At 38.9% G+C, this 26,422-nt stretch carries 19 protein-coding genes and 1 pseudogene; 12 read left to right on the top strand and 8 right to left on the bottom strand.

Features of this window, described 5'->3' with window-relative positions; all coding sequences use genetic code 11:
• The first annotated feature begins 46 nt into the window (after positions 1–46).
• The 8 genes and pseudogenes from ACP3T3_RS04015 (at position 47) to ACP3T3_RS04050 (ending at position 11,675) form a co-directional block, all read left to right on the top strand.
• On the top strand, positions 47–829 hold the full coding sequence (locus ACP3T3_RS04015; protein ID WP_426478639.1) for an AraC family transcriptional regulator: 783 nt from the start codon (positions 47–49) through the stop codon (positions 827–829).
• 570 nt (positions 830–1,399) lie between these two features.
• Positions 1,400–2,008: a hypothetical protein gene (locus ACP3T3_RS04020; RefSeq protein ID WP_426478640.1), complete on the top strand. Its 609-nt coding sequence runs from the start codon at positions 1,400–1,402 to the stop codon at positions 2,006–2,008.
• Positions 2,009–2,044: 36 nt separating this feature from the next.
• Positions 2,045–2,128: pseudogene (locus tag ACP3T3_RS04025) on the top strand (Crp/Fnr family transcriptional regulator); the annotation flags it as partial.
• Between the two features lie 132 nt (positions 2,129–2,260).
• Positions 2,261–2,623: a hypothetical protein gene (locus ACP3T3_RS04030; protein WP_426478641.1), complete on the top strand. Its 363-nt coding sequence runs from the start codon at positions 2,261–2,263 to the stop codon at positions 2,621–2,623.
• A gap of 199 nt (positions 2,624–2,822) precedes the next feature.
• On the top strand, positions 2,823–7,160 hold the full coding sequence (locus tag ACP3T3_RS04035; RefSeq protein WP_426478642.1) for a CusA/CzcA family heavy metal efflux RND transporter: 4,338 nt from the start codon (positions 2,823–2,825) through the stop codon (positions 7,158–7,160).
• Positions 7,161–7,167: 7 nt separating this feature from the next.
• Entirely contained in the window at positions 7,168–8,319 is a 1,152-nt protein-coding gene (locus ACP3T3_RS04040; RefSeq protein WP_426478643.1) for an efflux RND transporter periplasmic adaptor subunit, read from the top strand.
• Between the two features lie 232 nt (positions 8,320–8,551).
• Positions 8,552–10,360, top strand: a complete 1,809-nt coding sequence (locus tag ACP3T3_RS04045; protein WP_426478644.1) for a hypothetical protein — start codon at positions 8,552–8,554, stop codon at positions 10,358–10,360.
• A gap of 370 nt (positions 10,361–10,730) precedes the next feature.
• On the top strand, positions 10,731–11,675 hold the full coding sequence (locus tag ACP3T3_RS04050; protein WP_426478645.1) for an aldo/keto reductase: 945 nt from the start codon (positions 10,731–10,733) through the stop codon (positions 11,673–11,675).
• 145 nt (positions 11,676–11,820) lie between these two features.
• Here the strand turns inward: ACP3T3_RS04050 and ACP3T3_RS04055 are convergent, their stop codons facing one another.
• The 3 genes from ACP3T3_RS04055 to ACP3T3_RS04065 all read right to left on the bottom strand — a co-directional run bounded on the left by ACP3T3_RS04055 (position 11,821) and on the right by ACP3T3_RS04065 (position 16,082).
• Positions 11,821–13,668 (bottom strand): chloride channel protein, encoded by a 1,848-nt coding sequence (locus tag ACP3T3_RS04055; RefSeq protein ID WP_426478646.1) that lies wholly within the window; start codon positions 13,666–13,668, stop codon positions 11,821–11,823.
• Positions 13,669–13,775: 107 nt separating this feature from the next.
• On the bottom strand, positions 13,776–14,774 hold the full coding sequence (locus ACP3T3_RS04060) for an SDR family oxidoreductase (protein WP_426478647.1): 999 nt from the start codon (positions 14,772–14,774) through the stop codon (positions 13,776–13,778).
• A 36-nt stretch (positions 14,775–14,810) separates the two neighbouring features.
• Positions 14,811–16,082, bottom strand: coding sequence for an NAD(P)/FAD-dependent oxidoreductase (locus ACP3T3_RS04065; protein ID WP_426478648.1), 1,272 nt, complete (start codon positions 16,080–16,082; stop codon positions 14,811–14,813).
• A gap of 210 nt (positions 16,083–16,292) precedes the next feature.
• Between ACP3T3_RS04065 and ACP3T3_RS04070 the strand changes: the two genes are divergently transcribed.
• Positions 16,293–17,288 carry an aldo/keto reductase gene (locus ACP3T3_RS04070; RefSeq protein WP_426478649.1) on the top strand — a complete coding sequence of 332 codons (996 nt, stop codon included), beginning with the start codon at positions 16,293–16,295 and terminating at the stop codon, positions 17,286–17,288.
• A gap of 61 nt (positions 17,289–17,349) precedes the next feature.
• Here ACP3T3_RS04070 and ACP3T3_RS04075 read toward each other — a convergent pair whose 3' ends face one another.
• Positions 17,350–18,153 (bottom strand): SDR family oxidoreductase, encoded by an 804-nt coding sequence (locus tag ACP3T3_RS04075; RefSeq protein WP_426479940.1) that lies wholly within the window; start codon positions 18,151–18,153, stop codon positions 17,350–17,352.
• Positions 18,153–19,829, bottom strand: a complete 1,677-nt coding sequence (locus tag ACP3T3_RS04080; protein WP_426478650.1) for an FAD-binding dehydrogenase — start codon at positions 19,827–19,829, stop codon at positions 18,153–18,155. The genes ACP3T3_RS04075 and ACP3T3_RS04080 overlap by 1 nt, the downstream gene beginning before the upstream one ends.
• Before the next feature lie 136 nt (positions 19,830–19,965).
• On the opposite strand from ACP3T3_RS04080, the gene ACP3T3_RS04085 reads away from it, so the two are divergent.
• From ACP3T3_RS04085 to mug, 3 genes are all read left to right on the top strand, one after another.
• Positions 19,966–20,394 (top strand): rhodanese-like domain-containing protein, encoded by a 429-nt coding sequence (locus ACP3T3_RS04085; RefSeq protein WP_426478651.1) that lies wholly within the window; start codon positions 19,966–19,968, stop codon positions 20,392–20,394.
• On the top strand, positions 20,387–20,899 hold the full coding sequence (locus ACP3T3_RS04090; protein WP_426478652.1) for a TlpA family protein disulfide reductase: 513 nt from the start codon (positions 20,387–20,389) through the stop codon (positions 20,897–20,899). Before ACP3T3_RS04085 ends, ACP3T3_RS04090 begins: the two co-directional genes overlap by 8 nt.
• A gap of 480 nt (positions 20,900–21,379) precedes the next feature.
• Positions 21,380–21,883, top strand: coding sequence for a G/U mismatch-specific DNA glycosylase (gene mug, locus ACP3T3_RS04095; RefSeq protein ID WP_426478653.1), 504 nt, complete (start codon positions 21,380–21,382; stop codon positions 21,881–21,883).
• Between the two features lie 3 nt (positions 21,884–21,886).
• On the opposite strand, the gene ACP3T3_RS04100 is transcribed toward mug, so the two are convergent.
• From ACP3T3_RS04100 to ACP3T3_RS04110, 3 genes are all read right to left on the bottom strand, one after another.
• A complete protein-coding gene (locus ACP3T3_RS04100; protein ID WP_426478654.1) occupies positions 21,887–22,492 on the bottom strand; it encodes a DNA-3-methyladenine glycosylase in 606 nt (201 codons plus the stop codon).
• 275 nt (positions 22,493–22,767) lie between these two features.
• Complete coding sequence (locus tag ACP3T3_RS04105) at positions 22,768–24,939, bottom strand: S9 family peptidase (protein WP_426478655.1); 2,172 nt, start codon at positions 24,937–24,939, stop codon at positions 22,768–22,770.
• Positions 24,940–24,953: 14 nt separating this feature from the next.
• Positions 24,954–26,348, bottom strand: a complete 1,395-nt coding sequence (locus ACP3T3_RS04110; protein ID WP_426478656.1) for an aminopeptidase P family protein — start codon at positions 26,346–26,348, stop codon at positions 24,954–24,956.
• Positions 26,349–26,422: the final 74 nt, after the last annotated feature.

Raw genomic sequence — 26,422 nt, forward strand, 5'->3', positions numbered from 1 at the left:
CATAGGAATTTTGTTTAATTTTGCCAAAGTTTTAACCTAAAACGACATGAACGCCAACGACAGTATAAAAATAGATGAACTGAAGAAACCGTATTTTGTATGGTTTGAAGAAAACTGGATTCATGATGATGTGCTCCATCACCACCGGAAAGGCCAGTTGGTTTATGTAGAAAGTGGTTTTCAATACATCACCATTGAAGAAAAGAAGTACCTTCTTCCGCAGAATCATGCGGTATGGATTCCTCCAAATGCTGTCCATAAAACCAATTCCCACTCTGAAAAGATCAAACTGATGATCATGTTTGCAGATGTCAGCACAAAAGAGTCTTTCTATCATGAAGTGACGGTATTTTCTGTTCCGCCGGTGTTAAGAGAAATGATAAAATATGCAGAAAAATGGTCTAAGCTGATGATTTCAGATCCTAATGAGAATGTATTCCTGAAAGCACTGTTCAACGAACTTCCACGGTTTGTAGAACATTCATTGACCTTTCATATCAGCCTTCCGAAAGATAAGCGTCTTACCCGTGTTATAGAACACCTGCACAGTCATTACCGCAATGAAATTAAAATGGAAGACCTCAGTGATAAAGCCCTTTTATCTTTCCGTACGCTGGAACGGATTTTCAAAAAAGAAACAGGCCTCACCTTAAGCAAATACCAGCAGATGCTTCGTATCATTAAGAGCCTGGAATATTTGAGTTCGGGAAATCATACGATTTCAGAAACCGCTTATGAAGCAGGGTACAAGAGTATTCAGGCATACACCAGAAGTTTTCAGTCTGTGATGCAATTCAGCCCCACTGATTTTATTAAAACCATTCAATAGGCATATCAACGCCGCCAGAATTATCAAAAAAAGAGAATTATTGACATCTCAAAGCTTTACAAATTCCTTTACAGAAAAGTAATCTGTGAGATTAAAAAGAAAAATATTTCACATTACATCTTTTTTTCATTTCAATAGCTAATATTCAATTATGAGATTATTGAAAACAAAAAGGTCTCCACGAATGGAGACCTTAAAAAAACACAAATGATGAAAAAAAATTATTTCGATTCACAAATATAAGCAAAAAAGATATTATGCAAAACATCATATGCCTATTTTTTTTAAAAATTATTTATTTTAATTAAAAATAAATAATTCCTAACTGTTTTTCATTTTCTTTAAAATTCCTGAATCAGACACCTTAAAACAGATCTTAATAAGCATTATTCGCTGCTTGATGAATTGTATGCTGTTTTTTTGATAAAAATAAAGAAGTTGCAAAAAGTGAAATATAACTAGAATACGGTATATTTAAATCAATATTTCAACAATCGTTTAACTTTTTTATGACCCTGCTCATAAAAATTTACAGCATTTTTGATTTAAATTACTCAAAAACCATATCATATGAGTCCAAAGATATTTAAAGAAGTTCCTGCACAAAAATTCGGAGGCTTCCATGATACGGAAAGCAGAAAACTATGTAAGCAGGATTTGATTCCGTCAAAGTTTAAAATATTGAAAGAAAGGTTTTTCTCTGTTAATCAATGGCAAAGTTACAGCGGTAAGGCATTTGCGTCATTTAAACTATATGATTACGATGGCAATCCGGTAGAGCGTGAACCTCAGAAAGGGGATTTTATCCGTATTGACATTCCGGGTCCGGGAGAACCTGAAGCCAAAGGGTACGACTGGGTTGAAATTACAGACCTCTGTTTCTATCAGGACCGTTTTTCTGAAAGCATATCCATGACATGCAGGCCTTCAAGAAATCCTCAAAACAAGAAAAATCGTCATATTGCCCATTTTTACAGCTCGGGAGCAAGCTCAACCTTTATGATATCCAGAAGTCAGGATGATATAAAAGCCGCTGTATACGGACGAAATGAAACGCCTAATTTTAATGCTCAGTTTCTGGATGTGATCAGAAATCTTGCAACTGCCATCGGTGGAATGATGGGAATCGCAAAAATACAATGGAAACAGCTTACTGACGGTTTTCTGGATTTTGAATAACCTTTTTCTCCCTTTTTTGATCTAGATCAAAGTTTGGTAAGAAGGCTTTCCAATAAACTGGTGGCTTCTTATCTTAATATTTCACAGGAAACGCTGAGCAGGCTGAAATCAAGACTTTAATTCTTGTTTGGTGAATCTAACATTATTTCGAATAGCTATTATTTATTTAAACCGCTTTTAAACTAGATAAAATTCTCAAAAAATTAATACCAGAGCCTTCTCAGGAAAAATTTAAGCCTTATATTTGCACCCATGTTAAAATGGTTCTCCATATTATGCTCAATGATGTATGTGCTGGCTACCACCAATGCGGGGGAAGTACTGAAGGTGCCTATGTTTGTTGAACATTTCATGGAATATCATGGAAGTCTTTCGGAATTTGTAATGGAGCATTATGATAATCACAAAGAGGATGCTGACTGGGATACCGATCAGAAACTTCCGTTTATCAATCCGCCAATCGTATTAACTGTACATGCCCAGCTTCCTGAATTAACATTTGAAATAAAAAAACCTAAGGAAATTACTGTTTCAAAGAAAAGCAGTATCTACAAGGAAAAAGATTTCTCCAGTCAACATCTTTCTCAGATTTTCCAGCCTCCACGGCTTTCTTAATCAACTTTATATTGAAAATTAATACTTTATATTTTTACTTAAAGTAGTCAATTCTTGTTACATATCAATTAATTCGTAATGCATTGTAATGGTGCTTAATCTTAACTAAAGAAGTTATAAACACTTTGTTTTAAACGCTTAAGTTTGGGTAAAATCTTAGCTTTAAAAGGCATTCCGGATTACCATTAATAGTTTTTCCATGTTAAATAAAATTATTGAGTTTTCTGTAAAGAATAAACTCATCATTGCTCTGTTTACAGTAGCACTCATCCTTTTTGGGATCTATGAAACCACCAGACTTCCCATTGATGCGCAGCCGGACATCACTAATAATCAGGTTCAGATCATTACGACTGCTCCTTCATATGGTGCGGCAGACATAGAGCGCCTTGTTACATTTCCTATCGAACAGACGGCCAGTAATATCAGCGGAATTACAGAGCTGAGAAGTTTTTCACGGTTCGGACTTTCATTAGTGACGGTAGTTTTTGATGATAATACCGATGTGTACTGGGCACGCCAGCAGGTTCAGGAGCGGCTGCAGCTTGTTCAGGACAATATCCCGGCAGGAATCGGGAAGCCGGAATTGGGGCCTATTTCAACCGGATTGGGAGAGATTTTCCAATATGTGGTAAGAGCCAAAAAAGGATACGAGAATGTGTATGATGAAACTGAGCTCAGAACCATTCAGGACTGGGTGGTGAGAAGACAGCTTCTCGGAACCAAAGGAGTGGCGGATGTCAGCAGTTTCGGAGGAAAACTGAAACAATATGAAATTGCCATTAATCCTAATCAGCTTCAGGCATTTAATATCAATATCAACGATGTTTTTGCTGCGTTGGAAAAGAATAATCAAAATACCGGAGGGGCTTATATTGAAAAGAAAGAAACCGTTCTGTTTATCCGAAGTGAAGGGCTTCTCGGAAGTACGGAAGATATCGGAAACATCCAGGTGGCAGAAACCAGAGAAGGTATTCCGGTACATATTAAAGATGTAGCTTCCGTGAAGATAGGGTATGCGACGAGGTATGGCGCCATGACCTATAATGATACGGGAGAAGTATCCGGAGCTATTGTTCTGATGCTGAAAGGGGAGAACGCCAATGTAGTCATCGGAAATATTAAGCAAAGACTGGAAAAAATCCAGGAATCATTACCGGAAGGGGTGGTGATTGAACCATTCCTTGACCGTGCTAAAATGGTAAACAACACCATCAGTACAGTAAAAACAAACCTGATGGAAGGAGCTTTGATCGTTGTTTTCATCCTGGTTTTGTTTTTAGGAAACTTCAGAGCGGGATTACTGGTAGCATCTGTAATTCCTTTAGCGATGCTTTTCGCAATCATCATGATGAATATTTTCGGGGTTGGAGGGAATCTTATGAGCCTTGGAGCCCTTGATTTCGGTCTTATTGTAGATGGAGCTGTCATCATTGTAGAAGCGGTACTGCATCAGCTGGCCCACAAAAAGCATTTTGGAAAAGATAATATGCTCAGCAAAAAAGAAATGGATGACCAGGTTTCCGGTTCTGCTACCAAAATGGTTAACAGTGCGGTTTTCGGTCAGATCATTATCCTAATCGTATATCTTCCGATTTTTACACTTCAGGGAATTGAAGGAAAAATGTTTAAGCCAATGGCTCAGACGGTAGCTTTTGCCCTGATCGGAGCATTTATTCTTTCCCTTACTTATATTCCTATGATGAGTGCTCTGGTACTGAGCAGAAAGAAAAAAGAAAAAGAAAATATTTCAGACCGGGTAATGAGCAAAGTGGAAGCAGGCCACCAAAAATTCCTGATAAAGGCACTTAAATATAGAAAAACCATTATACTGGGAGTATTGGTACTGTTTGTTGGTGCTGTTGTTACCCTTTCCAGGATGGGTGGAGAATTCATCCCGTCTCTTGAAGAAGGTGACTTTGCAGTGGAAATGAGGATTCTTCAGGGAAGTAATATCAATGAAACAAAGAAAGCCACCACACAGGCCGGGCACATCCTTTTAACACAGTTTCCTGAGGTAGAAAAGGTGGTAATGAAGATTGGGAGTGCAGAAATTCCTACAGAACCTATGCCAATGGATTCCGGAGATATGATTATTGTTTTAAAACCTAAAAAGGAATGGACTTCTGCAAAGACATTTCCTGAGCTTTCTGATAAAATGAGTAAGGCATTAAGTGTTGTCCCAGGACTGACAACCAGTTTCCAGTTTCCTGTACAAATGCGTTTCAATGAGCTGATGACCGGTGCCAGGCAGGATGTGGTATGTAAAATTTACGGAGAAGATCTGGACAGCCTTGCTGCGTATGCAAAAAAGATGGGCAGCATTATCAATACCGTAAAAGGAGCACAGGATCTTTATATTGAACCTGTAGTAGGTGCTCCGCAGGTGGTGATAGATTATAACCGTTCTGAACTTTCCCGATATAATATTTCGGTAGCAGATATTAACAGAGTGATCAATATGGCTTTTGCCGGCCAGACAGCAGGTGCTTTATATGAAGGTGAGAAGAAGTTTGATATCGTTGTCCGGATGGATAATGAGCACAAAAAAGATATTACCAGCATCCAAAATCTTCTGGTACCTACTTCTTCGGGAGAACAGATTCCTTTGTCGCAACTGGCTACAGTGGAGCTTAAAAACAGTCCGAACCAGATTCAGAGGGAGGATACCAAAAGAAGGATTATCGTAGGATTCAATGTAAGAGGAAGGGATGTTCAGAGTATTGTGGAAGAACTTCAGCAAAAAGCAGATAAAAGCCTGAAACTGTCACCCGGATACACTGTTTCTTACGGAGGAGCTTTTGAAAATTTAAATGAAGCGAAAGCCAGACTTGGAATTGCTGTCCCGCTTTCGCTGGTGATGATCTTTCTGTTGCTGTTCTTTGCCTTTGGGTCTGTAAAACACAGTTTGCTGATCTACACAGCCATTCCACTGTCTGCAATAGGAGGCGTTTATTTTCTGGCGTTGAGAGGCATGCCATTCAGCATCAGTGCAGGAGTAGGGTTCATCGCCTTGTTTGGGGTTGCCGTACTTAATGGAATTGTTTTGATATCGGAATTTAACCGGTTGAAAAAGAACGGGATAACCAATACCAGCAGAATCGTTCTTATAGGCACAAAAATCAGGCTTCGACCGGTCTTAATGACTGCTTTTGTAGCATCTTTAGGATTTCTTCCTATGGCAATCAGCAGCGGTGCGGGAGCGGAAGTGCAGAGACCTTTGGCAACTGTGGTAATCGGTGGTTTAATGCTCGCCACGCTTTTAACTCTGTTCGTACTTCCTATTCTATATGTTTTATTCGAAAATATTAATAAAGATAAAATGAAATTCTCAAAAAAAATCAACTATAAAAAACTGTCTGCTTTCTTATTGTTACTGTCCTTCGGAATTGATCAGGCTCAGGAAAATATTACCTATGATCAGGCTTTGGAAAAAGCATACCAGCAGAACGGTACTCTTAAAAACTCAAAATTAATATCAGATTATCAGGAAAAGCTGAAAGCCAGCTACCTGGATATTCCTCAGCTGGAAGTTACAGGAGGATTCGGGCAGATCCAGGGAGAGGAAACCGACAATTCATTCGGGATCTCTCAAAGGTTCAGCTTTCCTACAGTATATTCAAAGAGAAAACAAATGCTGGATGCTGAATGGTCTGCGAGCGTCATCAATCAGAATCTGACAAAAAAACAGCTCACCAAAGAAGTTACAGACGTTTTCTACAGAATACTGGTGCTTCAGGAGAAGAAAAAAGTATTGGGATACATCAGCCAGCTGTACAATAATTTTGCTGACAAAGCAGGATTAAGATTAAAAAAAGGAGAAGCCAATATTCTTGAGGAATCCACCGCTGAAATCCAGAAAGAACAGGTAAAAGTACAGTTGAACACTCTTGAAAATGATCTGAATGTGGCCAAACTTCAGCTTCAGGTATTACTTCAGTCCGAGACCCCTTATCAGCCCGTTGCTGAAAAGCCAACTATGAGTATAGGTCTTCAGATTTCAGAAGAAATGGTAAAACAGCATCCTGAACTTCAGTATCTGCAGCAACAGATCAGGGTGGGCGAGGCGGAAGTACAGCTTGAGAAAAGCAGACTGCTTCCGGATCTTCTTATAGGATACACCAACCAGAGTATGAAAAACATCAATAATAATCGTTTTAATTCAGTTCAGGTGGGTGTAGGAATTCCGTTGTTTACCAAAGGACAAAGAGCTTTGGCAAAGGCTGCACAGGCCAAAATTGCTATTTCAGAAAATCAGTACCAAAGAAAAGAAATTGAGCTTAAAAACAGGTTAAATCAGCAGTTGAGCAATTATATGAGCCAACAGCGGATCATCGAAAGTTATGAACAGAAACAGCTGCCAAAATCTGAAACCATTCTTAAAACCGCCCAGAAACAGATGGAAGTAGGGGAAATAGATTATCTGGATTGGGTAATTCTGGTGAACCAGGCCGTAAAAACCAAAGCAGATTATATAGATCAGCTGGAAAAGCTTAATCAGACCGGAGCCGAACTTCAATTCTTAATTTCAAAATAATACCATCATGCATTTCAGAAATATATCTTTATACAGCCTTGCTTTCATCCTTACTTTATCCTCATGTTCAGGAAAAAAAGAGGAGGAAAAAACGGTTTATGAAAATACAAAATTTACCAAAAACAATGAAAATTCGGTTCATCTTACTGAAAAACAGCTACAGTCTGTAGGATTGACAATAACCCATATTCAGAACAGGAATATGGAGAAACTGGTACGTCTGAACGGAAAAGCAGAAATCGCACCGTCCCACATCAGTTCGGTTTCCAGCATTATGGGTGGACACATCAAGTCGATCAATGTAATTAATGGAAGTCATTTCAGCAAAGGGCAGGTGCTTGCCGTAGTGGAAGATCCGCAGTTTATTCAGCTTCAGCAGGATTATCTGGTTACGAAGGCTCAACTTGAGGCCGCAAGACTGAACTTCAACCGTCAGAAAGATCTGAATACCAGCAAAGCCAGCAGTGACAAGACCATGCAAAGTGCTCAGGCAGATTATTCTACTTTGAATGCTACTTTAAAAGGTCTTGAGGAAAAACTGAGAATCATCGGAATCAATGCCAAAGGTCTGAATACCGGAAATATCAGAAGTAAAATCAATATTTATGCTCCGTTTACAGGTTTTGTAAGCAAAATTCTTGTGAATAACGGACAATATATCAATCCGGCAGATACTTTATTTGAACTGATCAATCCGACTGGATTACTTTTAGAATTAAAGGTTTTTGAAAATGATGTGAATGATGTAAAAGTGGGTCAGGAAATTATAGTGTACAACAATCAGAAACCGGATGTGAAATCCAATGCTAAAATTGTCAGCGTAGTTCCTAGTATTGAAAGCGGAGGTTCTGCAACGGCAATCGCCAGATTATCTTCTGTAAATCCTGAATTTGTAAAAGGAATGTACGTGAATGCCGAAGTGAATATCAGCAGCCGTTATACAATGGGACTTCCTAACGAAACAGTTGTCTCTTTTGAAAACAAAAATTATGTTTTTGAGGATCTTGGAAAATCTAATTATAAAATGATTCCAGTGATAACCGGAATTTCTGACGATCAGTTTACGGAAATTGTAAAAGCAGATGCTTTAAAGGATAAGAAAATTGTGCAAAAAGGGGCTTATAGTCTTCTCATGATGCTTAAAAACAAAGCAGAATAATTAAAGTGAAACTACAAAACTTTTGTGGTTAAAATAAAACATACAAGAAGAAAAGATCAGTTATCCGGCTGATCTTTCTTATTTCAAACAATTTTTAAAAATGACATTTGACATGTTTTCAATAATAAAAATACTATTTGACGCATAATTCATTTTAAAATAATATTTTTAAGAAGTGAATAGTTGTAAAGGATTTTTAGATGAATAATAAAAGAACTTTTATCAAAACTTTATGACAAAAAAAACTTTGCACAATTTCCATATTCCGGTGATGGGTCTGGCGTATACAATAGACAGCCCGATTCGTGTTGCCCAATATGGAATTTCTTCTGTGATCTCCATCATCGATGATGAAATCCTGGAAAAAATGAAGAACTTTTACAACAAAAAGTTCAACCTTGACTATTTCGGAATTTCAACAAAAACAGATGATTACAGAGCAAAAAGAGTTACCGCTTATCTGGATATGGTGGATGATATCGTGAATGAAAAATTTGAATCTTTCAAACAGGAAATCAGCAGAAACAAAGAGGCTTTAAAAGACTTTATGGCTATGCTTCCGAATACTTCAGATCTCAAAAACAGCCTTCAAAACCTGATCATTCAGAAAGATATCTGGAGTTCCAATATCAAAAATTTTATAGAATCCAATCTAAAACCGGGAAGCATCGATGTCAATATCATGACGAAAGTAGATAAAGACAATTATCAAAATAACGAACAGCTTCCTGTGATGTATAATGATGCGCATGCTTCCCTTCGTGGTTTTGCCAAAAGTAAATTATCATCATCAGTGGTGCTTTCTGCGGGCATGAATCCCCGTTTGTACAGCTATATGGAAGAGTTTGAAGACTTTTTCCCTGACGAAAACGGAAATATCAAAAAGAAAATTATTCTTAAAGTAAGTGACTTTCGCTCTGCTATGATTCAGGGAAATTTCCTGGCTAAGAAAGGATTGTGGGTATCAGAATACAGAATAGAATCTGGATTGAATTGCGGAGGCCATGCTTTTGCCACTGAAGGAATGCTTCTTGGACCCATTATGGAGGAATTTAAGCAGAAAAAAAAGGATCTGATCCAATCTGCACACAATTTAATGACAACCGCTTTAGAGCAAAAAGGAAAACCTCCGGTTGCTGAACCTTTAGAAATGAAAATTACCGTTCAGGGTGGAGTAGGAACTGCTGAAGAACACGGGTTTTTATTGGCAAATTATAATGTAGACAGCGTAGGATGGGGTTCTCCGTTTTTGCTGGTACCCGAAGCAACATCGGTAGATGCAGAAACCAGAAATTTACTTTTACGATCAAAAGAGCAGGATTTCTATCTGAGTAATATCTCGCCTTTAGGAGTGCCTTTCAATACAGTAAAAGGAACATCCAATGAACGATTAAAGTTTGAAAAAGAAGCAAAAGGAAAATATGGAAGTTCATGCCCCAAAAAACTTCTGGCATTAAGCAAAGAATTTTCTCAGGAAGGAACTTGTACCGCATCTAAAAAGTATCAGGATATCAAACTGAAAGAGTTGTACGAAAACAAGCAAGTCTTAACCGAAAAAGAATTCAATAAAAGAAAATCAGAAATTACCGATAAAGCCTGTCTTTGCGTAGGCCTTGTGAATGCTGCATACATGGAGCAAAACCTTGAAATTAAAGGTGAAAAACAGGGTGTGGTGATATGTCCCGGACCCAATATTGCGTTTTTCGATAAGGAAGTTTCTCTTGCAGAGATGGTAAAACATATTTACGGGAATACGAATATTCTATCTGATAATCAACGCCCGAATATGTTCATCAACGAATTGAAAATGTATGTGGATTATCTGAGAAGGGAAATTACAGAATCATCAGCACAGATTACCCATTCACAAACAAAAAAATGGAATGCTTTCAGGAAGAATATCCTTGAAGGGATAGAATATTATCATGAGCTTTTTAAAGCATCATCATTCTTCAGCAACGGTTTATCTGCCATTAACATGCAATTAGAGGAATATAAACTTCAGCTTATCGCTATTGAGATTCCGCAGGTTGAAAAATAACCGTATTTTTTAATTGATAGATAATAAGAACAGCTTTCAAATGGCTGTTTTTATTTTTTTTTGTTACTAATGATTTGTTAGAAGCGGCAAAGGCCTAAGAACATTTCAACTTTAATCAATGTAAGATTTTCAGAAAGAGATATAAAAATAAATAGTATTCAATTTTATCGGAGATAAAATCTTTGCGCCTTAAAGCAGTTAGCTTTTAAATTATTTGCGCCTTTGCGCTTTTCCAACAAATTCAACTAATCAAAAAACTGAGGAAATATCAGCATTCCCATTTATAATAACTATAGCTGGAATGGTCATTTTAAATATTCTCCAAGCTTAATATTCCCTACCTTAGAGCTCACTTAGTAAAATTATTTTTATGGAAAAAAGAAAAATCAAAAACACCGATTTATCGATTGCACCAATCAACTTCGGAGGAAATGTTTTTGGATGGACGCTGGATGAAAAACAGTCTTTTGATATACTGGACCGCTTTGCAGAAGCAGGATTCAACTTTATAGATACTGCAGATACGTATTCATGGTGGATAAACGGGAAAGGCGGACAGTCTGAAGAGATCATCGGAAAGTGGATGAAAAGCAGAGCTAACCGAAATGATATTGTTTTGGCAACCAAGGTTGGTTCAGAAACAAAAGAACACGGCTATGATATCAGCAAAAAGCATATTTTAAAATCTGTAGATGAGTCTCTGCAAAGGCTTCAGACCGATCATATTGATCTTTATTATACGCACTTTGATGACAATACCACTCCGGTAGAAGAAACGCTTTCTGCTTATGATGAGATCATTAAGGCTGGAAAAGTACGCTATATTGCAGCTTCCAACTTATCACCGGAACGTTTGAAAGCCTCATTTGAAGCAGCAGAAAAGAATAATCTTCCTAAATATGTCGCTTTACAGCCTCATTACAACCTAATGGAAAGAGAAGGCTTTGAGCAAAATTATGCCCCGCTGGCAGAGCAGTTTGATTTAAGTGTATTCCCGTATTGGTCTCTGGCAGCAGGCTTCTTAACAGGTAAATACCGTGATGAAGCTGATCTTGCAAAAAGTGCGAGAGGTGAAGGAGTAAGGAAATATTTAAACCCAAAAGGACTTGAAGTCTTAAAAGCTCTGGATCAGGTAAGTGCAAAGCATGATACCACCCAGGGAACGGTTTCTCTGGCATGGCTGTTATCCAACCCATTGATCACAGCACCGATTGTAAGTGCTACCAGTGCCTCTCAGCTTGAAACCCTATTCAATGCACCAAAACTTGTTCTGGATCAGGAAGATATTGCTTTGCTTAATAACGCAAGCAACTAATTTTTTTCAACTTCATTATAGATTAAAATGAAATCCGTTCATTGCTGAACGGATTTTTTATACCACCCCGTCAAATCTGTTGATTTGACACCCCTCCGGAGGAGGGGAATTTAGGTTTTCGGTTGTTATATTCGGTTTTTTAATATTAATCAGAATATTCTTTCAACAGCTGTCTGTAGCTCATCAATATTGAGGATTTTGAAATAAAGCCGATAAAATCATTATTCTCACTCACTACCGGAAGATTCCATACTCCGGTATCATCAAAAGTCTGAAGAATATCCAACGGTTTATTTTCACGGTAAAGGACAGCTGGCGGCGTTTTCATGATCTGAACCACCATCTGGGAAGTTTCTATTTCTTTGTTGAAAAGATAAGGTCTGATATCATCCAGGGTAAGAACTCCTTTCAGTTTTTTGTTTTCATCCACAACAGCAAAAATATTTTTATCACCATTCTTTACCATTTCAAACAGTTCTGTAACAGAAGCATTTTCATTAATTGTCTGTGAATATTGATCAATAAAATCTTCGGTTCTTAAAGCAAACAGTAGGTTTTTATCATGCTTATTCGTGAATATTTTTCCTTCATCGGCTAATGATTTTAATTCCGGAGAAATCGGGGAGAACCATTTGGCAATAAGATAAGAAATGATGGAAGCAATCATCAGAGGGATAAACAGGTCATATCCGAAACTTGATTCAGCAATCAGAAATATAGCTGTAAGCGGGGCATATAATACACCGCTCATTGCTCCGGCCATTCCAACCAGTACAAGATTAGTCACAGGAACATCTGTAAAACCAATATGCTGGCAAACCAGTGCAAATAAATATCCTAAAGTTCCACCGGCAAAAAGGGAAGGGGCAAAATTACCTCCGTTTCCGCCGCTGAATATGGTAAAAGAAGTGGCAAACGCTTTTAAAAGGAGTACAAGAACCAGAAATATAATAATCGTCCAGTCTCCGATTTCAAAATATCTGAAAAAGCTGTTTTCAATAATAGAGTAGGTATTGCCGTTGGTAAAAGCTTTCACAGTTTCATACCCTTCCCCGAACAAAGGAGGAAAAAGAACGCATAACAGCGAAAGTACAGCGCCTCCAAACATGGCCTTACGCATTCTTGAAAGCTGAAGCCTTTTGATAAAATGTTCCACTTTCTGAGAAATAATCACAAAGTAACGCGCATATAATCCTGTGACAATTCCTAAAATAAGATAATACGGTACATTTTTATAATTGAACGGGTCTCTGGTATAAAATCTGAAAAGCACATCTTCCTGAAGCAGAATCCTGGATAAAAGACTCCCGCAAACCGCGGCAACCACCAAAGGAATAAAATCGGTGAAAACCACTCCGGTTAAAAGGATTTCAAAAGCAAACATAATCCCTGCAATAGGTGCGTTGAATGCAGAAGCAATCCCGGCAGTAGCGCCGGCAGCCAGCAGCAAAGTCCGTTCTTTATAACTCAGTCTGTACGTTTGCGCATAATTTGACCCAATAGCTGCTCCGGTGACCGCAATAGGGCTCTCCAATCCGGCAGAGCCTCCCAATCCCACGGTTACAGCACTCTGTATTACCTGGGAATACATTTTAACAGAAGCCACAATACTGGAATTCTGTGCAATTTCATATAAAATAGCTCCGATTCCTTTCCGGTCCTGACCTTTAAATATTGTCAGAACGATCATTGTAGTCAGGACGATTCCTAAAAATGGGAAAACGATATAAAATAATATCTGATATTCAAAATGTACTTTATTGGTAATAAAATAATGAATATTATGTACCAGCGTTTTCAGGATGACTCCTGCAAGGCCTGCTGTACATCCAACCAGAATTCCGGAAAGCACAAGAAACTGATTTCTGCTCAGTCTGTTGTTCAGCCAATGCAGAATAAGCTCATAACTGCGTGCTTTTTCTAATCCGTATTTCTGGAAATCTCTTTTAAATTTAAGGAAGCTCAGGTATTTTTTTTTGTTGTGAATTTTCACTTTAGAACATTTTTATGCTGCTATGAAATGGATACAGCTCCGTAAATTTATGAAATATCTCATAAAAAACATATAAGAACCCGCCTAAACTGTGTTCACGAATTGTACTATATCTTTTTTACTTCTTCGGATTTCCCCGCAAATAGTAATCCTACAGCTATTATACCTATAATTCCGGCTCCAGCCCAGCCCAGTTTTTTTGAGGAGAGAGAAAACAGTGTTTTTCCATCAATTCCCATATTTCCTTTGGAAGGTTCCAGCACATTTCCTCCTGTGTCTGCATCCTTATCGGCTTTCTTCATGGCCATCCTCACTCCCGCTGAAGAAATATAGCGGATAATGCCGGGAAATACTTCATATAAACTCTTAAAGGCAACAGCAGACCAGTCCGGATAGGAAACTTCTTTTGGATTTTTGGCAGTCTTTACAATAGAAGCTGCCAGTTTACGGGGATCAAATGAAGGAGGAGGCGTACTCAGTTTTATCCCTGAATAATTAGCAGCATGCTCTATTCCCGAAGATTTCTGAAAACCGGGATAAAGCGCACAGATGTGAATGTCAGGAAAATCTGAAACTTCTCCCTGTAAAGTTTCTACCATCCCGCGGACGCCGAACTTTGACGCCGTATATGCTGTTCCGTAAGGTGCAGGCATCCAGCCGCCAATAGAAATATTATTCAATAGTACTCCTTTTTTCTGCTTTTTAAAAACAGGAAGTACCGCATGGGCCGAATGCATATACCCCAACAGGTTTGTTTTTACAATCTGATCACTGACATCTACCGGAATTTCTTCAAATTTACCAAAAGCCAGCACTCCGGCATTATTGACCCAATAATCAATCTTACCACTAAACTCAAGCGTTTCCCGAACCAGGTTCTGAACCTCTTCGGCTACAGAAGTATCTGTAGGTACCACGATCACGGAAGCACCCAGCTTTCTGCATAGTTCAGCTGTTTCTGTGAGAGCTTCTTCCCCTCTTGCTGCCAGAACAATATCTGCACCCTGCTCTGCAAAGGCTTCTGCCGTGGCTTTACCCACTCCGCTTGAAGCGCCGGTAATGACCACTGTTTCTCCAAAAAAGGGAGGTCTTCTTTGATTTTTCATACTATGATAGATTTAAGGATTTGCATTTTTAAGTAACTATCCGTTGCCTGTTGTATTTCTTTTCGGATAAAGAATAAGCCTGATGGATGGATTGTTAGTAATGAATAATCGAAACCAATCAACAGCCAGCTGGATTTTGTTTTTGAAGCCAACTAAAGGAATGATATGAATAAAAAGCCACGTAAGCCAGGCTATAAAACCGTTAAACGAATGCTTTGGAAGATCCACAACAGCATTGTATTTTGAAATAATGGCCATACTTCCTTTGTCATTGTAACGGAATTGTTCCAGAACTTTTCCGTCTTCTATTCGTTTGAAATTGGCAGCAAGATTCTTACCCTGCTGAATAGCAACCTGCGCCAGCTGAGGATGTCCTTTCGGATATTTTTCTTCGGAAGTCATCAGGGAAATGTCTCCTATGGCATATATATTAGTGGTTCCTTCTACCTTGTTATAAGCATCCACTAAGATTCTTCTTCCTTTTCCAATACTTTCCTCCGGTAATCCCGGAATTTCTCTTCCTATTACTCCGGAAGTCCAGATCAGGGTCTCTGTTTCAATAGAACTGCCGTCGCTTAAAATGACTTTATTATCTGTATAATCTTTCACAGAAACATTCAGGAGAATTTTAACGCCTAATTCTTTCAGTTTTTCATAGGCAGTCTTCTGAGCAAGCTGGCTCATTGGAGAAAGTAAGGTAGGCAAAGCATCAATAAGATAAAGGTTGGAAAGTCCTAATTTGATTTCCGGATATTCTTTCTGAGCAATATATTTACCCATCTCGGCAAGCATTCCGGCTAATTCTACTCCTGTGGGGCCACCGCCGGCAATAACGATATTCTGAAGTTTTTCGGCTTCTTTAATATCTTTATTGCGGGCTGCTTCTTCCAGTGTCAGCAGGATATGATTTCTCAGGTAAAGGGCTTCTTCAATATTTTTCATCGGAAGCGCACATTTCCTCACATTTTCCATTCCAAAGAAATTAGACTCTGTTCCCAATGCCAGCACCAGATAATCATAGCTCAGGGTACCGGTATCTGTTTCTACTGTTTTATTTTCAGGGTTTACCCTGATGAGGCTTCCCATGTGAAATTTGACATGTTTATTTTCGGAAAACAGCTTTCTGAATGGATAGCTGATGTTGGAAGCTTCTATAAAAGAAGTTGCTACCTGATAGATAAGGGGCGGGAAAAAATGATAGTTGTTCTTATCAACCAGGGTTATTTTAAACCTTTTATCATTTTTGAGAGATTTGATAAGGTTGATGCCCGCAAATCCTCCTCCGACGATTAGAATATGCTTTTTCATATAAATTGTTTGAAATGGTGTACAGAATTTCATTCAATAAAAGGACCAAAAAAGCCATAAAACAAATATTTAACATACTGCATAAAGCTCCAAAACAGTTTCCTTTCAGTGCTCATTAAGGGTTTCAGCCCATCTTCTTTTAACGTTTCCATTGAGGTCAGCACGATGTTTGCAGCCTGTATAACAATCCAACATCTTAAATATATCAATATGAACACAAACGTTTTAACAGAAAAGCACCAACTGGGAATTGGTGGAGTCGCTATAGGAACGGCTTTTGAAAATATTACAGACGAACAGGCTCATGAAATATTACAGACAGCCTGGAATATGGGAATCAGATACTATGATACATCTCCATGGTACGGATTGACCAAGAGCGAACGGAGATTTGGAGATTTTCTTAAAGATCAGGAAAGGAATGATTTTGTTTTCTCAACCAAAGTAGGAAGGCTTTTTCATGAAGTGCCTGAATCTGAAGTTCCGCCTACCATGTGGAAAAAACCTCTGAACTACGACTTCTTCCATGATTATACTGCTGATGCAATTCAGAAGTCTATTGAAGACAGTCTGAAAAGGACAGGACTGAGCTATATTGATATTGTTTATATTCATGACCTGTCCGAAGATCAGGTAGGAGACCGCTATCCTTATTTTCTGGAACAGGCAAGGAAAGGGGCTTTTAAAATTCTTTCAGAACTTAGAGATCAGGGTGTTATAAAAGCGTGGGGAATGGGTGTTAATAAAATAGAGCCTGTTTTGGACTGTATTGAATCTGCTGATCCCAATATTTGTCTTTCTGCAACACAGTATTCTATCCTCGAGCACGAAGATGCTGTTGACCGCCTTCTCCCTGCTGTCAGAAAAGCCGGTGTAAAGCTGGTTTCGGGAGCGGGATACAATTCAGGATACCTGGCAGGAAGAGAACGGTATAATTATAAGGATGTTATTCCGAAAGGGATGCATGAAAAGCGGGAACGAATAAATTCCATTGCTGAAAAATACAATATAAGTAGTATTGATGCTGCGCTTCATTTTGTATTGGCAGCTGATGAATTTGCCTCCATTATCCCGGGAGCCAGCCGGCCTGAACAGGTAAAAGACAATATGGAAGCCTTAAAAGCCACCATCCCTTCTGATTTCTGGAAAGAATTAAAAAGTGAAGGGCTGATCTATGAAAAGGCTCAGGTTCCGGAAGAAAAATAAGCAGATATCATTCTTATGCTGATTATTAAAGCACTGTTCTTTTTGAATAGTGCTTTTTTCTTTATACTACCTTTGCTTTACGGATTATTTTTGCTAATAAATCCGGGAAAAATCTTTTCAGATAAACAGCCAGAACTTCTTTACCGCCTATTGCTTTTTGCTTTTTCTGTTTTTCAATGGCATAAAGCATTTTTCTTGCGAAAATATTTACCGGCATACCATTTTTTGTGGCATCATCCATTGTTCCCTGTGATGAACCGTCCCCGGTAACGGCATTGATAGAAATGTCAGTCTGTATAAATCCGGGGCAGATCATTGTAATCCTGATATTCTGGCTGAATAATTCTGCCCGTAAGGCATCAAAAAAGCCGTGTAAGGCATGTTTTGCACCGGCATATCCGCTTCGCATAGGGGCTCCAAATATTCCCATAAGGCTGGAGACCACCACAATCTGGCCACCTTTATTCTCAATCATATAAGGAACAACGGCTTTAGTGAGGGCTACAGTTCCGATATAATCGGTATCTATCAGCTGCTTATCCACTTCAATATCTGTTTCCATTGCCAAAGAGCGCTGTGACAGGCCTGCATTATTAATCAAAATATCAATCCTTCCAAACTGTTGTACGGCTTTCAGTGCAATACCGGGCATTTCCTTATAATCTTTAAGGTCTAAAGGAATCACAGCATACCGGTCAGCATTCAATCCTGATTTTTCAGCCACCCAATGGAGCTGTTTTTCTTTTCGGGAAGAGAGGATTATTTTGGCATTGCTGTTTTTTGCCAGGTTTTTTACCAAAGCTTCACCAATACCTGAAGATGCTCCGGTAACCCAGATTACCTTATGATCAAAATAGCGGCTCATCATTTCTTATTATCTTGTTTAAGTCCGGCAATATACTTTCCGGCTTTCATACCTGAAAAAATACAACCTCCCAGAAAAGTTCCTTCCAGTGCCCTGTAGCCGTGCATACCGCCACCTCCAAAACCGGCTGCTTCTCCTGCTGCATATAATCCTTCCATAATGCTGTCGTCATCCCTCAAAACCTGGCCGTTCAGATTTGTTTTAATTCCCCCTAAAGTTTTACGGGTTAAAATATTAAGACGGACAGCAATCAATGGCCCGTTCTTAGGGTCCAGAATCTTGTGGAGAGCCTCTACACGTCCAAGTTTGTCTCCTAAATAATTCCGGGTACTCCGGATATAATTGACCTGGGTATCTTTTGAAAATTTGTTGTCCAGCTCTCTGTCACGGGCTTCAATCTGTGATTTTATTTTTTCATACTTCAAGAGGTGATTGCCCGCCAGTTCATTCATTCTTTTAACCAGATCTTCCAGGTTATCCGATACAATAAAATCTTTTCCATGTTCTTTAAAATCTTCTACCGGTCCCGGTGCCTTTCTGCCGAAAATCCTTTTCAGAAAAAGAGGGTAGTCTTTATTGGTAATATCGGGGTTCTGTTCTGAGCCCGAAAGAGCGAATTCCTTTTTGATAATTTTCTGAGTCAGGATAAACCATGAATAAGAAAAGCCGGTTTCCTGTATATATTGTAAAGTTCCCAGAGTATCAAATCCGGGCAGAAAAGGAGCGGGGAGGCGTTTACCTTTCGCATCAAACCATAAAGATGAAGGTCCCGGCAATATGCGGATTCCATGGTTCGGCCAGATGGGATTCCAGTTCTGCAACCCTTCTGTGTAATGCCACATCCTGTCAGGATTAATAATATGAGCGCCTGCATTTTCTGCAATACCAATCATTTTACCATCTACGTAGGCCGGAACACCGCAAACCATATTTTCCGGTGCCTTTCCCAATCTTTCAGGCCAGTTTTTCCTTACCAGCTCATGATTGGCCCCAATTCCTCCGGAAGCTATAATAATATTCGGAGCTGTATATTCAAATGTTGAAATCACATTTCTGTTGGTAGCAGCTCCTCTTTCCCGGGTATCATTTTCAAGAATATCTCCTTTCAGGCCTTTTATCTTTCCATTTTCTGTTATAAATTCCGTCACTCTGTGCCTGAACTTCATCTGAAGCAGTCCTTTTTCCCGGGCTTTATAAGCTTTTTCCACAAAAGGCCTTACCACTCCCGTACCGGTTCCCCAGCTCACATGAAAACGGGGCACAGAATTTCCATGTCCTGATGCAGAACCATCACCACGTTCTGCCCAGCCTACCATAAACATCAGCTTAATTCCCAGCTTTGAAATGTATTTATATTTTTCACCAGCGGCGAATTTCAGATAAGCTTCTGCCCATTGACGGGGCCAATAGTCTTCCGGACGGTCAAAACCAGCTGTTCCCTTCCAGTCCTGCAAAGCCAGTTCATAAGAATCTTTGATTCCCATTCTTCTTTGCTGGGGTGAATTGATCAGAAATAATCCTCCGAATGACCAGAAGGCCTGTCCGCCTATATTCTGTTCAGTTTCCTGATCCAGAAGCAGTACTTTTTTGCCGGCATCAGTAATTTCCATTGCAGCAGTAAGCCCTGCGAGTCCGGCTCCTATGATAATGGCATCAGGCAGGAATTTTTCTTCCATTGTTGAGAATATTTATTCAATATAAATGTATAAAATTATTGCTAATCAGGCTGAAAATATAAAAAAATTAAAGAGCATTGCCTGAACTCCGGGCTGAATTTCGGCTTTTCATCTTATCTTTGTGAAAAATAGAAGTATGAAGTATTTGCTTATCATTGCGTGTTTTGTCTGCTCCCTTTTCAGCCAGGCACAGCAGAAACAGGATCCATGGAAAGACAGCCAGCTGATGGATCCGGCGTTATTGGCTTCCAGAATTGAAAAGCATAACACAAAAGGTCTGGTAATCATTTCGGTGGGTCCGCAGGCCATTATCAAAGGTTCTGTAGACATTGGCCCTACTCATGAGCCTGAAAATCTGGAAAAACTGAGAAATTATCTTAAAGATATCCCCAAAAACAGGGAAATTGTGATCTACTGCGGATGCTGCCCCTTTGTAAAATGTCCCAATATACGTCCTGCTTTCACATTGCTGATGGAAATGGGCTTTAAAAATGCGAAGCTTTTAAACCTTCCAAAAAATATCAAAACAGATTGGCTGGATAAAAATTACCCTTCAAATGATTAATATGAAAACCGGATTTACCCTATTATTTCTCATTGTTTTCTCATGCTCTGTTGCGGCTCAGAATGTAATAGAAGTGGGGAAGAAGGCTCCTGAGATTACCATGACCCAAACAGACGGAACTTTATTTTCTCTTTCAACATTAAAAGGGAAACTTGTTCTGATTGATTTCTGGGCAACATGGTGTGCTCCATGTGTAGAGGAACAGCCTCAACTGAAAGCGATGTATGATACCTATGCTGAACAGGTAAAAAACAATCAGTTTGAAATTCTGGGCGTTTCTTTGGATAAAAATAAAGAAAGCTGGCAGAAAGCGATTGACAGGTTTCATATCAACTGGATACAGGTGAGTGATTTAAAATTCTGGAAAAGTCCCGTAGCAAAGCTTTATGAAGTTGATGAACTCCCTTTTAATGTCATCATCGACAGAGAGGGAATAATTTTAGCTAAAAACCTTCATGGCAAAGAGCTGGAAGAGTTTATAAAGAAAAATATGACCCAACATTAGTACAGGCCGGGTTTCTCAATATATAAAAAGAGTGGAATTTGTTTACCACTCTTTTTGATTGAAAAAGAAGCATTTGTGTATTAGAATCTTGTCATACTATCCTGCGGAAACAGATCCATGATCATGAGGGAATCAATCATTGTACTGCCAGCAAAATATCCTGATTAACTTTTCGGGTTTATTTCTGATTTTTTTTTCATTAAAATATATTTTCGGGTTTGTGTTTCATCTGAATGTAAATATAGTAAATTACTTCTATTTAAATCACTTTAATTTGAAATATACACAAATAATTATTATTCCATTAAAATAGCGTTCACCTGTAAAAAAGTTACAACTTGTGATATTATATCCCGGACAAAAATAGAAGTGAAATCTGCTAATATCAATTAGAATAAAGCCGCGCACTGATTATTTTGAATATTGATATCTTTAGGCGATAAAATTTCAGAAACATTTCTATTTTATAGACTTTTAATTATGCTGACAGATATTATTTCATCACACCTCAACGTTATTTTTTGTGGAATCAATCCCGGATTAAAATCTTCAAATGACGGGCATCATTTTTCAGGAAGAAGCAACCGATTTTGGAAAGTTCTTCATCAGTCGGGCTTTACGCCCTATGAATTAGAAGCAGTGAATGATACTGCTCTTCTGGATTTCGGATATGGACTGACGACTGCTGTTGCAAGAGCTACCTCCCGTGCTGATGAGCTTTCAAAGGAAGAGTTTGATGATGCTCTTGAAAGTTTTACTTTAAAAATTTCAAAATACAAACCGAAATATATTGCTTTTCTTGGTAAAGCAGCGTACAAAGCTTTTTCCCAAAAGAAAGACATTCTCTGGGGTGGGCAGCCAGAAGATTTCTGTGGAGCAAAAGTTTGGGTCTTACCCAATACCAGCGGACTGAACCGTGGATTTTCTCTTGACAGCCTGGTTATGTACTATAAAGAGTTTTATCATTCCGTTCATGAATCCTGATACTTATGCTTTATTGGGTTTGCTTACATATTTATTTCCTTTCACAAAGAAACGCCATGGTAAAAGTGCATCTTCCTGGGCATAAGCAACGCCTATGCGAGGGCCTGCTATAATTTCATCCGGACTATACGAAATGCCATGATCTTCAATCCAGATTTCATTATCCGTTAGTTTTTTTTTGTTAAATGACCGGTCAATCCCCAGGGCTTTGGCTGCAGATCCCGGACCTGCGGAAATGGCTGGTTTAGAAGCCGGCATATTTCTCCTAAGCTCCATGATTTCTTTACCGATCAAAGGCTCTACAGCTCTTATCAGCACTGCATGAGGATCATCTTGTACAGAAGTTACCACATTAAAAAGATGATGAATACCATAGCATAGATATACATAAGACACGCCGCCATGGCTGTATAAAGTTTCGGTACGGTCTGTACGCCGGCCTCCATAGGCATGGGAAGCTTTATCCTTAACCCCGAAATAGGCTTCTGTTTCTACGATGATTCCGGCTGTTGTTTCACCATGTATTTTTGTAAAAAGTACCTTTCCCAAAAGGTCCTGAGCTAAAAAGAGAACATCTTCATTGGAATAATAGGAGAGTGGTAGTTTCATGAATGATTTTAGAAATTATTCACTCAAATTTAGTGATTATCCTGTGAAAGAGAAAGTCTGAAAGCAGAAAGAAAAACAGATACCACAAAAAGCTACATTTCATATAACAGTGATTAATTTGGCACAGCCATTGTTGCTTTTTTTTTAACATCATTTCACACCACTATAAAAATATAGGTTTTGACATTTTTAATTCCCCGGAGCAATCTCATCCGGGGAATTTTTGTTTAATCCTAAAATAAAAAAGTCCCACATTTCTGTGAGACTTTAGTTATTTATCTTGCTCCCGGAGGGCAGTGTTCTTTCAGGTATTTTGTAAACATGGTAGCCAGATGCAGTGAGGTTCCTTCTCCTTCGTCAATAGCGTGGGTACGGTTAGGATAAGACATCAGCTGAAACTGTTTGTTGTATTTTACCAGCTCGTTGATATAAACTTCCGTATTCTGGTAATGTACATTATCATCCCCTGTTCCGTGAACCAGTAGAAGATTTCCTTTTAAGTTTTTAGCATAGGCCAATGGGGAACCATTGACAAAGTCTTCTCTGTTCTCCTGTGGTAGCCCCATATATCGTTCCTGATAAATATTGTCATAGAACAACTGATTGGCAACCGGAGCAATGGCAATCCCCGTCTGGTAAATATCCGGATACTGCCCTAAAAGATTAAGAGTGGAAGAACCGCCGCCGCTCCAGCCCCATACGGCAACTCTGGAAGTATCGGCATACGGCCATTTTGCAAATAAAGCTTTGGCACCCATTGCCTGGTCACGGATATTAAGCTGTCCTATTTTACGGTAAACAGATTTTCTCCATTCCCGTCCTTTTGGAGCAGGGGTCCCACGATTTTCAAGGGAAACATATAAATAACCATCTTCAGCCATATCACCCGCATATAAATAATTCCAGCCGGTATAAAAGTTATCGGTTACAGTTTGTGACCCGGGTTCACCGTATACGGTAAAAACAACAGGATATTTTTTATTAGGATCAAAATTTTTAGGCTTTACCACCCATCCGTCCATGGTAACACCATCCTGCGTGGTCACCTGGAAAAACTCGGCTTTAGATTTTGCAGGATCTGCTTTTGCGGACCTTTTGGCTGCCACCAGTTCTTTATGCTCAGGAAGCGATACCACAGAGCCTATTGAAATTGCATTGACGCTGTTATTCGTAAACATGGCGATCTTTCCATTAGGTGATATTGTATAGCTATTAGAACCAGTATAGGATTCAGGAGTTATTTTTTGTGCTTTTCCGCCTTTCATGCTTACTTTGTACAGGTATTTCTGAGTGGCATTATTCGGGGAAGCCAAAAAGTAAATCTGCTTGTTCTGAACATCAAAAAATTCAGGTTTAATCACATCAAAAGCATCTTTCGTGAGCAGTGTTTCCTTACCGTTTATATCTATTTTATAAATATGTCTCCATCCGTCTTTTTCAGAAAGCCATAAAAACTCTTTTCCATTATCGATCCAATCCCAGCCGCTTGGGTCATTGTCGTTCCAGCGGGATTTTATATCAATCCATGCTGCATCAGTTTCTGTATGAATGGTTTTACTGTTTCCGGAATTGGCATCTGCCAGGATAATTTTACTTTGATTCTGTTTTCTGTTCAGCTGCTGCAGAATAACAGATTTGGAATCCGGAACCCATTCCATTCTTGGGATATAGTGCTGCATTTCATCACCTGCGATATCGGCTTTTTTTGAAGATCGGGAAGAAAGGTCATAAAACCAGATGCTGCATCCGGAAGGATTTTCACCCACCTTCGGATATTCCACCGGAATGGTAAATGAATACAGGCTGTCGGTATTATTGATCATCAGGAAATTTTTTGTACCACGTGCATCCAGCTTCCAGTAAGCTATTTTGCTTCCGTCTGGCGACCATCTGAAACCATCCTGAGTCCCAAATTCCTCTTCATATACCCAGTCAAAAGTACCGTTAATCATACCATCTGTTCCATCTGTAGTGATTTTGGTCTGTTGATGGTTTGAAAGATCTTCAATATAAATATTATGCTTCGATACATAGGCTACTTTTTTACCATCGGGTGAATATTTTGCAAACATCAGTGAAGAAGCTGGCAAACCTTTTCCAAGCTGGGTAAGCTTTTTAGTATTTTTATCGAAAATCCAGTAATCTCCGCGGGTATTATCTCTCCACACTTTCTTTGTATCAGCAAAAAGCAATAAACTTTTCCCGTCCGGAGAAACCTGAAAACTTTGTACCTGTAATGCTTCAGTGGTTCCGGCAGGAATGAGTTCGCTGCTGCTTAGAAGTGTCTGATCTTTTTCGGGATGCAGTACATCCACAATTTCAACTCCTTTTTTAGTAAATGAATAATACGCATTGCCATCTGGTGTCCACTGTGTTTTTTGGGCCGCAAAAGGCGACAGACACAGGAAATACAATGCAATGACTGTTAGTTTTTTTATGTTCTTCATAAATAGTATTGGGATTAAGCTAAATATTCAGCTCTGTAATTTTCAATTTCTTCAGCCGTTTTAATCAATCCGTTTCCGAGAAGTCTGTAACCGTCGTCTGTAATCAGGAAATCATCTTCTACACGGATTCCCCCGAAATCCCGGTATTCATTTACTTTATCATAATTAATAAAGTCTGCATTTTTATTTTCAGCCTGCCACATGTCGATCAGTTCCGGAATCATATAAATACCGGGTTCAACGGTTACTACAAATCCGGGGTTAAGGGCTTTTCCTAAACGCAAAGATTTCAATCCGAATGTTTGGGTGTCTTTAGGATCTTCTTCTGTGTAACCGATATACTGCTCTCCAAGGTCTTCCATATCATGGACATCCAATCCCATCATATGGCCCAGTCCGCACTGGAAAAACAGGGTATGGGCATGATTTTTTACTGCATCTTCAGGATTTCCTTTCATCAGCCCAAGATCTGTAAGGCCTTCTGCCAGATGCTGTGCAGCTTTCAAATGAATATCTTTGAATCGGACTCCCGGTTTCAGAAGTTGTTGGGCATTATTAAAAGCGTTTAAAACCACTTCATACACTTCTTTTTGCTTCGTTGTAAAGGTTTTGCTTACAGGAAATGTCCTGGTAAGATCCCCGGCGTATCCCATCGCTGTTTCGGCTCCGGAATCATTAAGAAAAAGGTCACCTTCTTTCAGTGTATTAAGACGGTAATGATTATGCAGAATTCCTCCATTTATCGTTACGATCGGAGGATAAGACATCTGGCATTCTTTATTGGCAGCAAGGTATTGGATGGCATTGGCAATTTCATATTCTTTAACTCCCGGTTTAGCCAGACGCATTGCCAGCAAATGCATTTCATTGGATACATTTACAGCTTCTTCAATCTGCATTATTTCCTGAGATTCCTTTATCGATCTTTGTTTTACAATTGCTTTAATCATCTCTGCGGAAGGTTGTAATTCTGCAATTTTAATCCCAAGAAGATCTGCCAGCAAAATTTTGTTGGAAGACTGATACGGAGGAAGATAATGCACTTTTCTGCCCGAAGTCTGTGCTTTTACGATATATTGAGAAAGTTCCGCATAAGGACGTGTTTCCTGTACACCAGATTTCAGACTTTTTTCTTTCAGGGTTTCCTGTCTGCCCATCCACACGATATCATCTATACTCAGTTCATCTCCGAAAATAATGGTCTTATTCTCATCAATATCAATAATGGCTGCAATACGGGGTTCCTGGACCCCGAAATAATACAGATAAGTACTGTCCTGACGGAAATAATAGGGATTGTGCTCAAAGTTCACAGGGTTCTCTATATTTCCCAGAAATAACAGGATTCCAGTAGATACTTTTTTTTGCAAAGCAGCTCTTCTATCTTGATAAGTTTGTGCTGAAAACATATTTGAATAGTTTTTTATGTAAGGGTTCAATTTACGATTTGTATTGTTGAAAGACTTTTTTGTTACAAAAAAGT

The organism is Chryseobacterium sp. CBSDS_008, assembly GCF_049959325.1.
Lineage (GTDB): Bacteria > Bacteroidota > Bacteroidia > Flavobacteriales > Weeksellaceae > Chryseobacterium.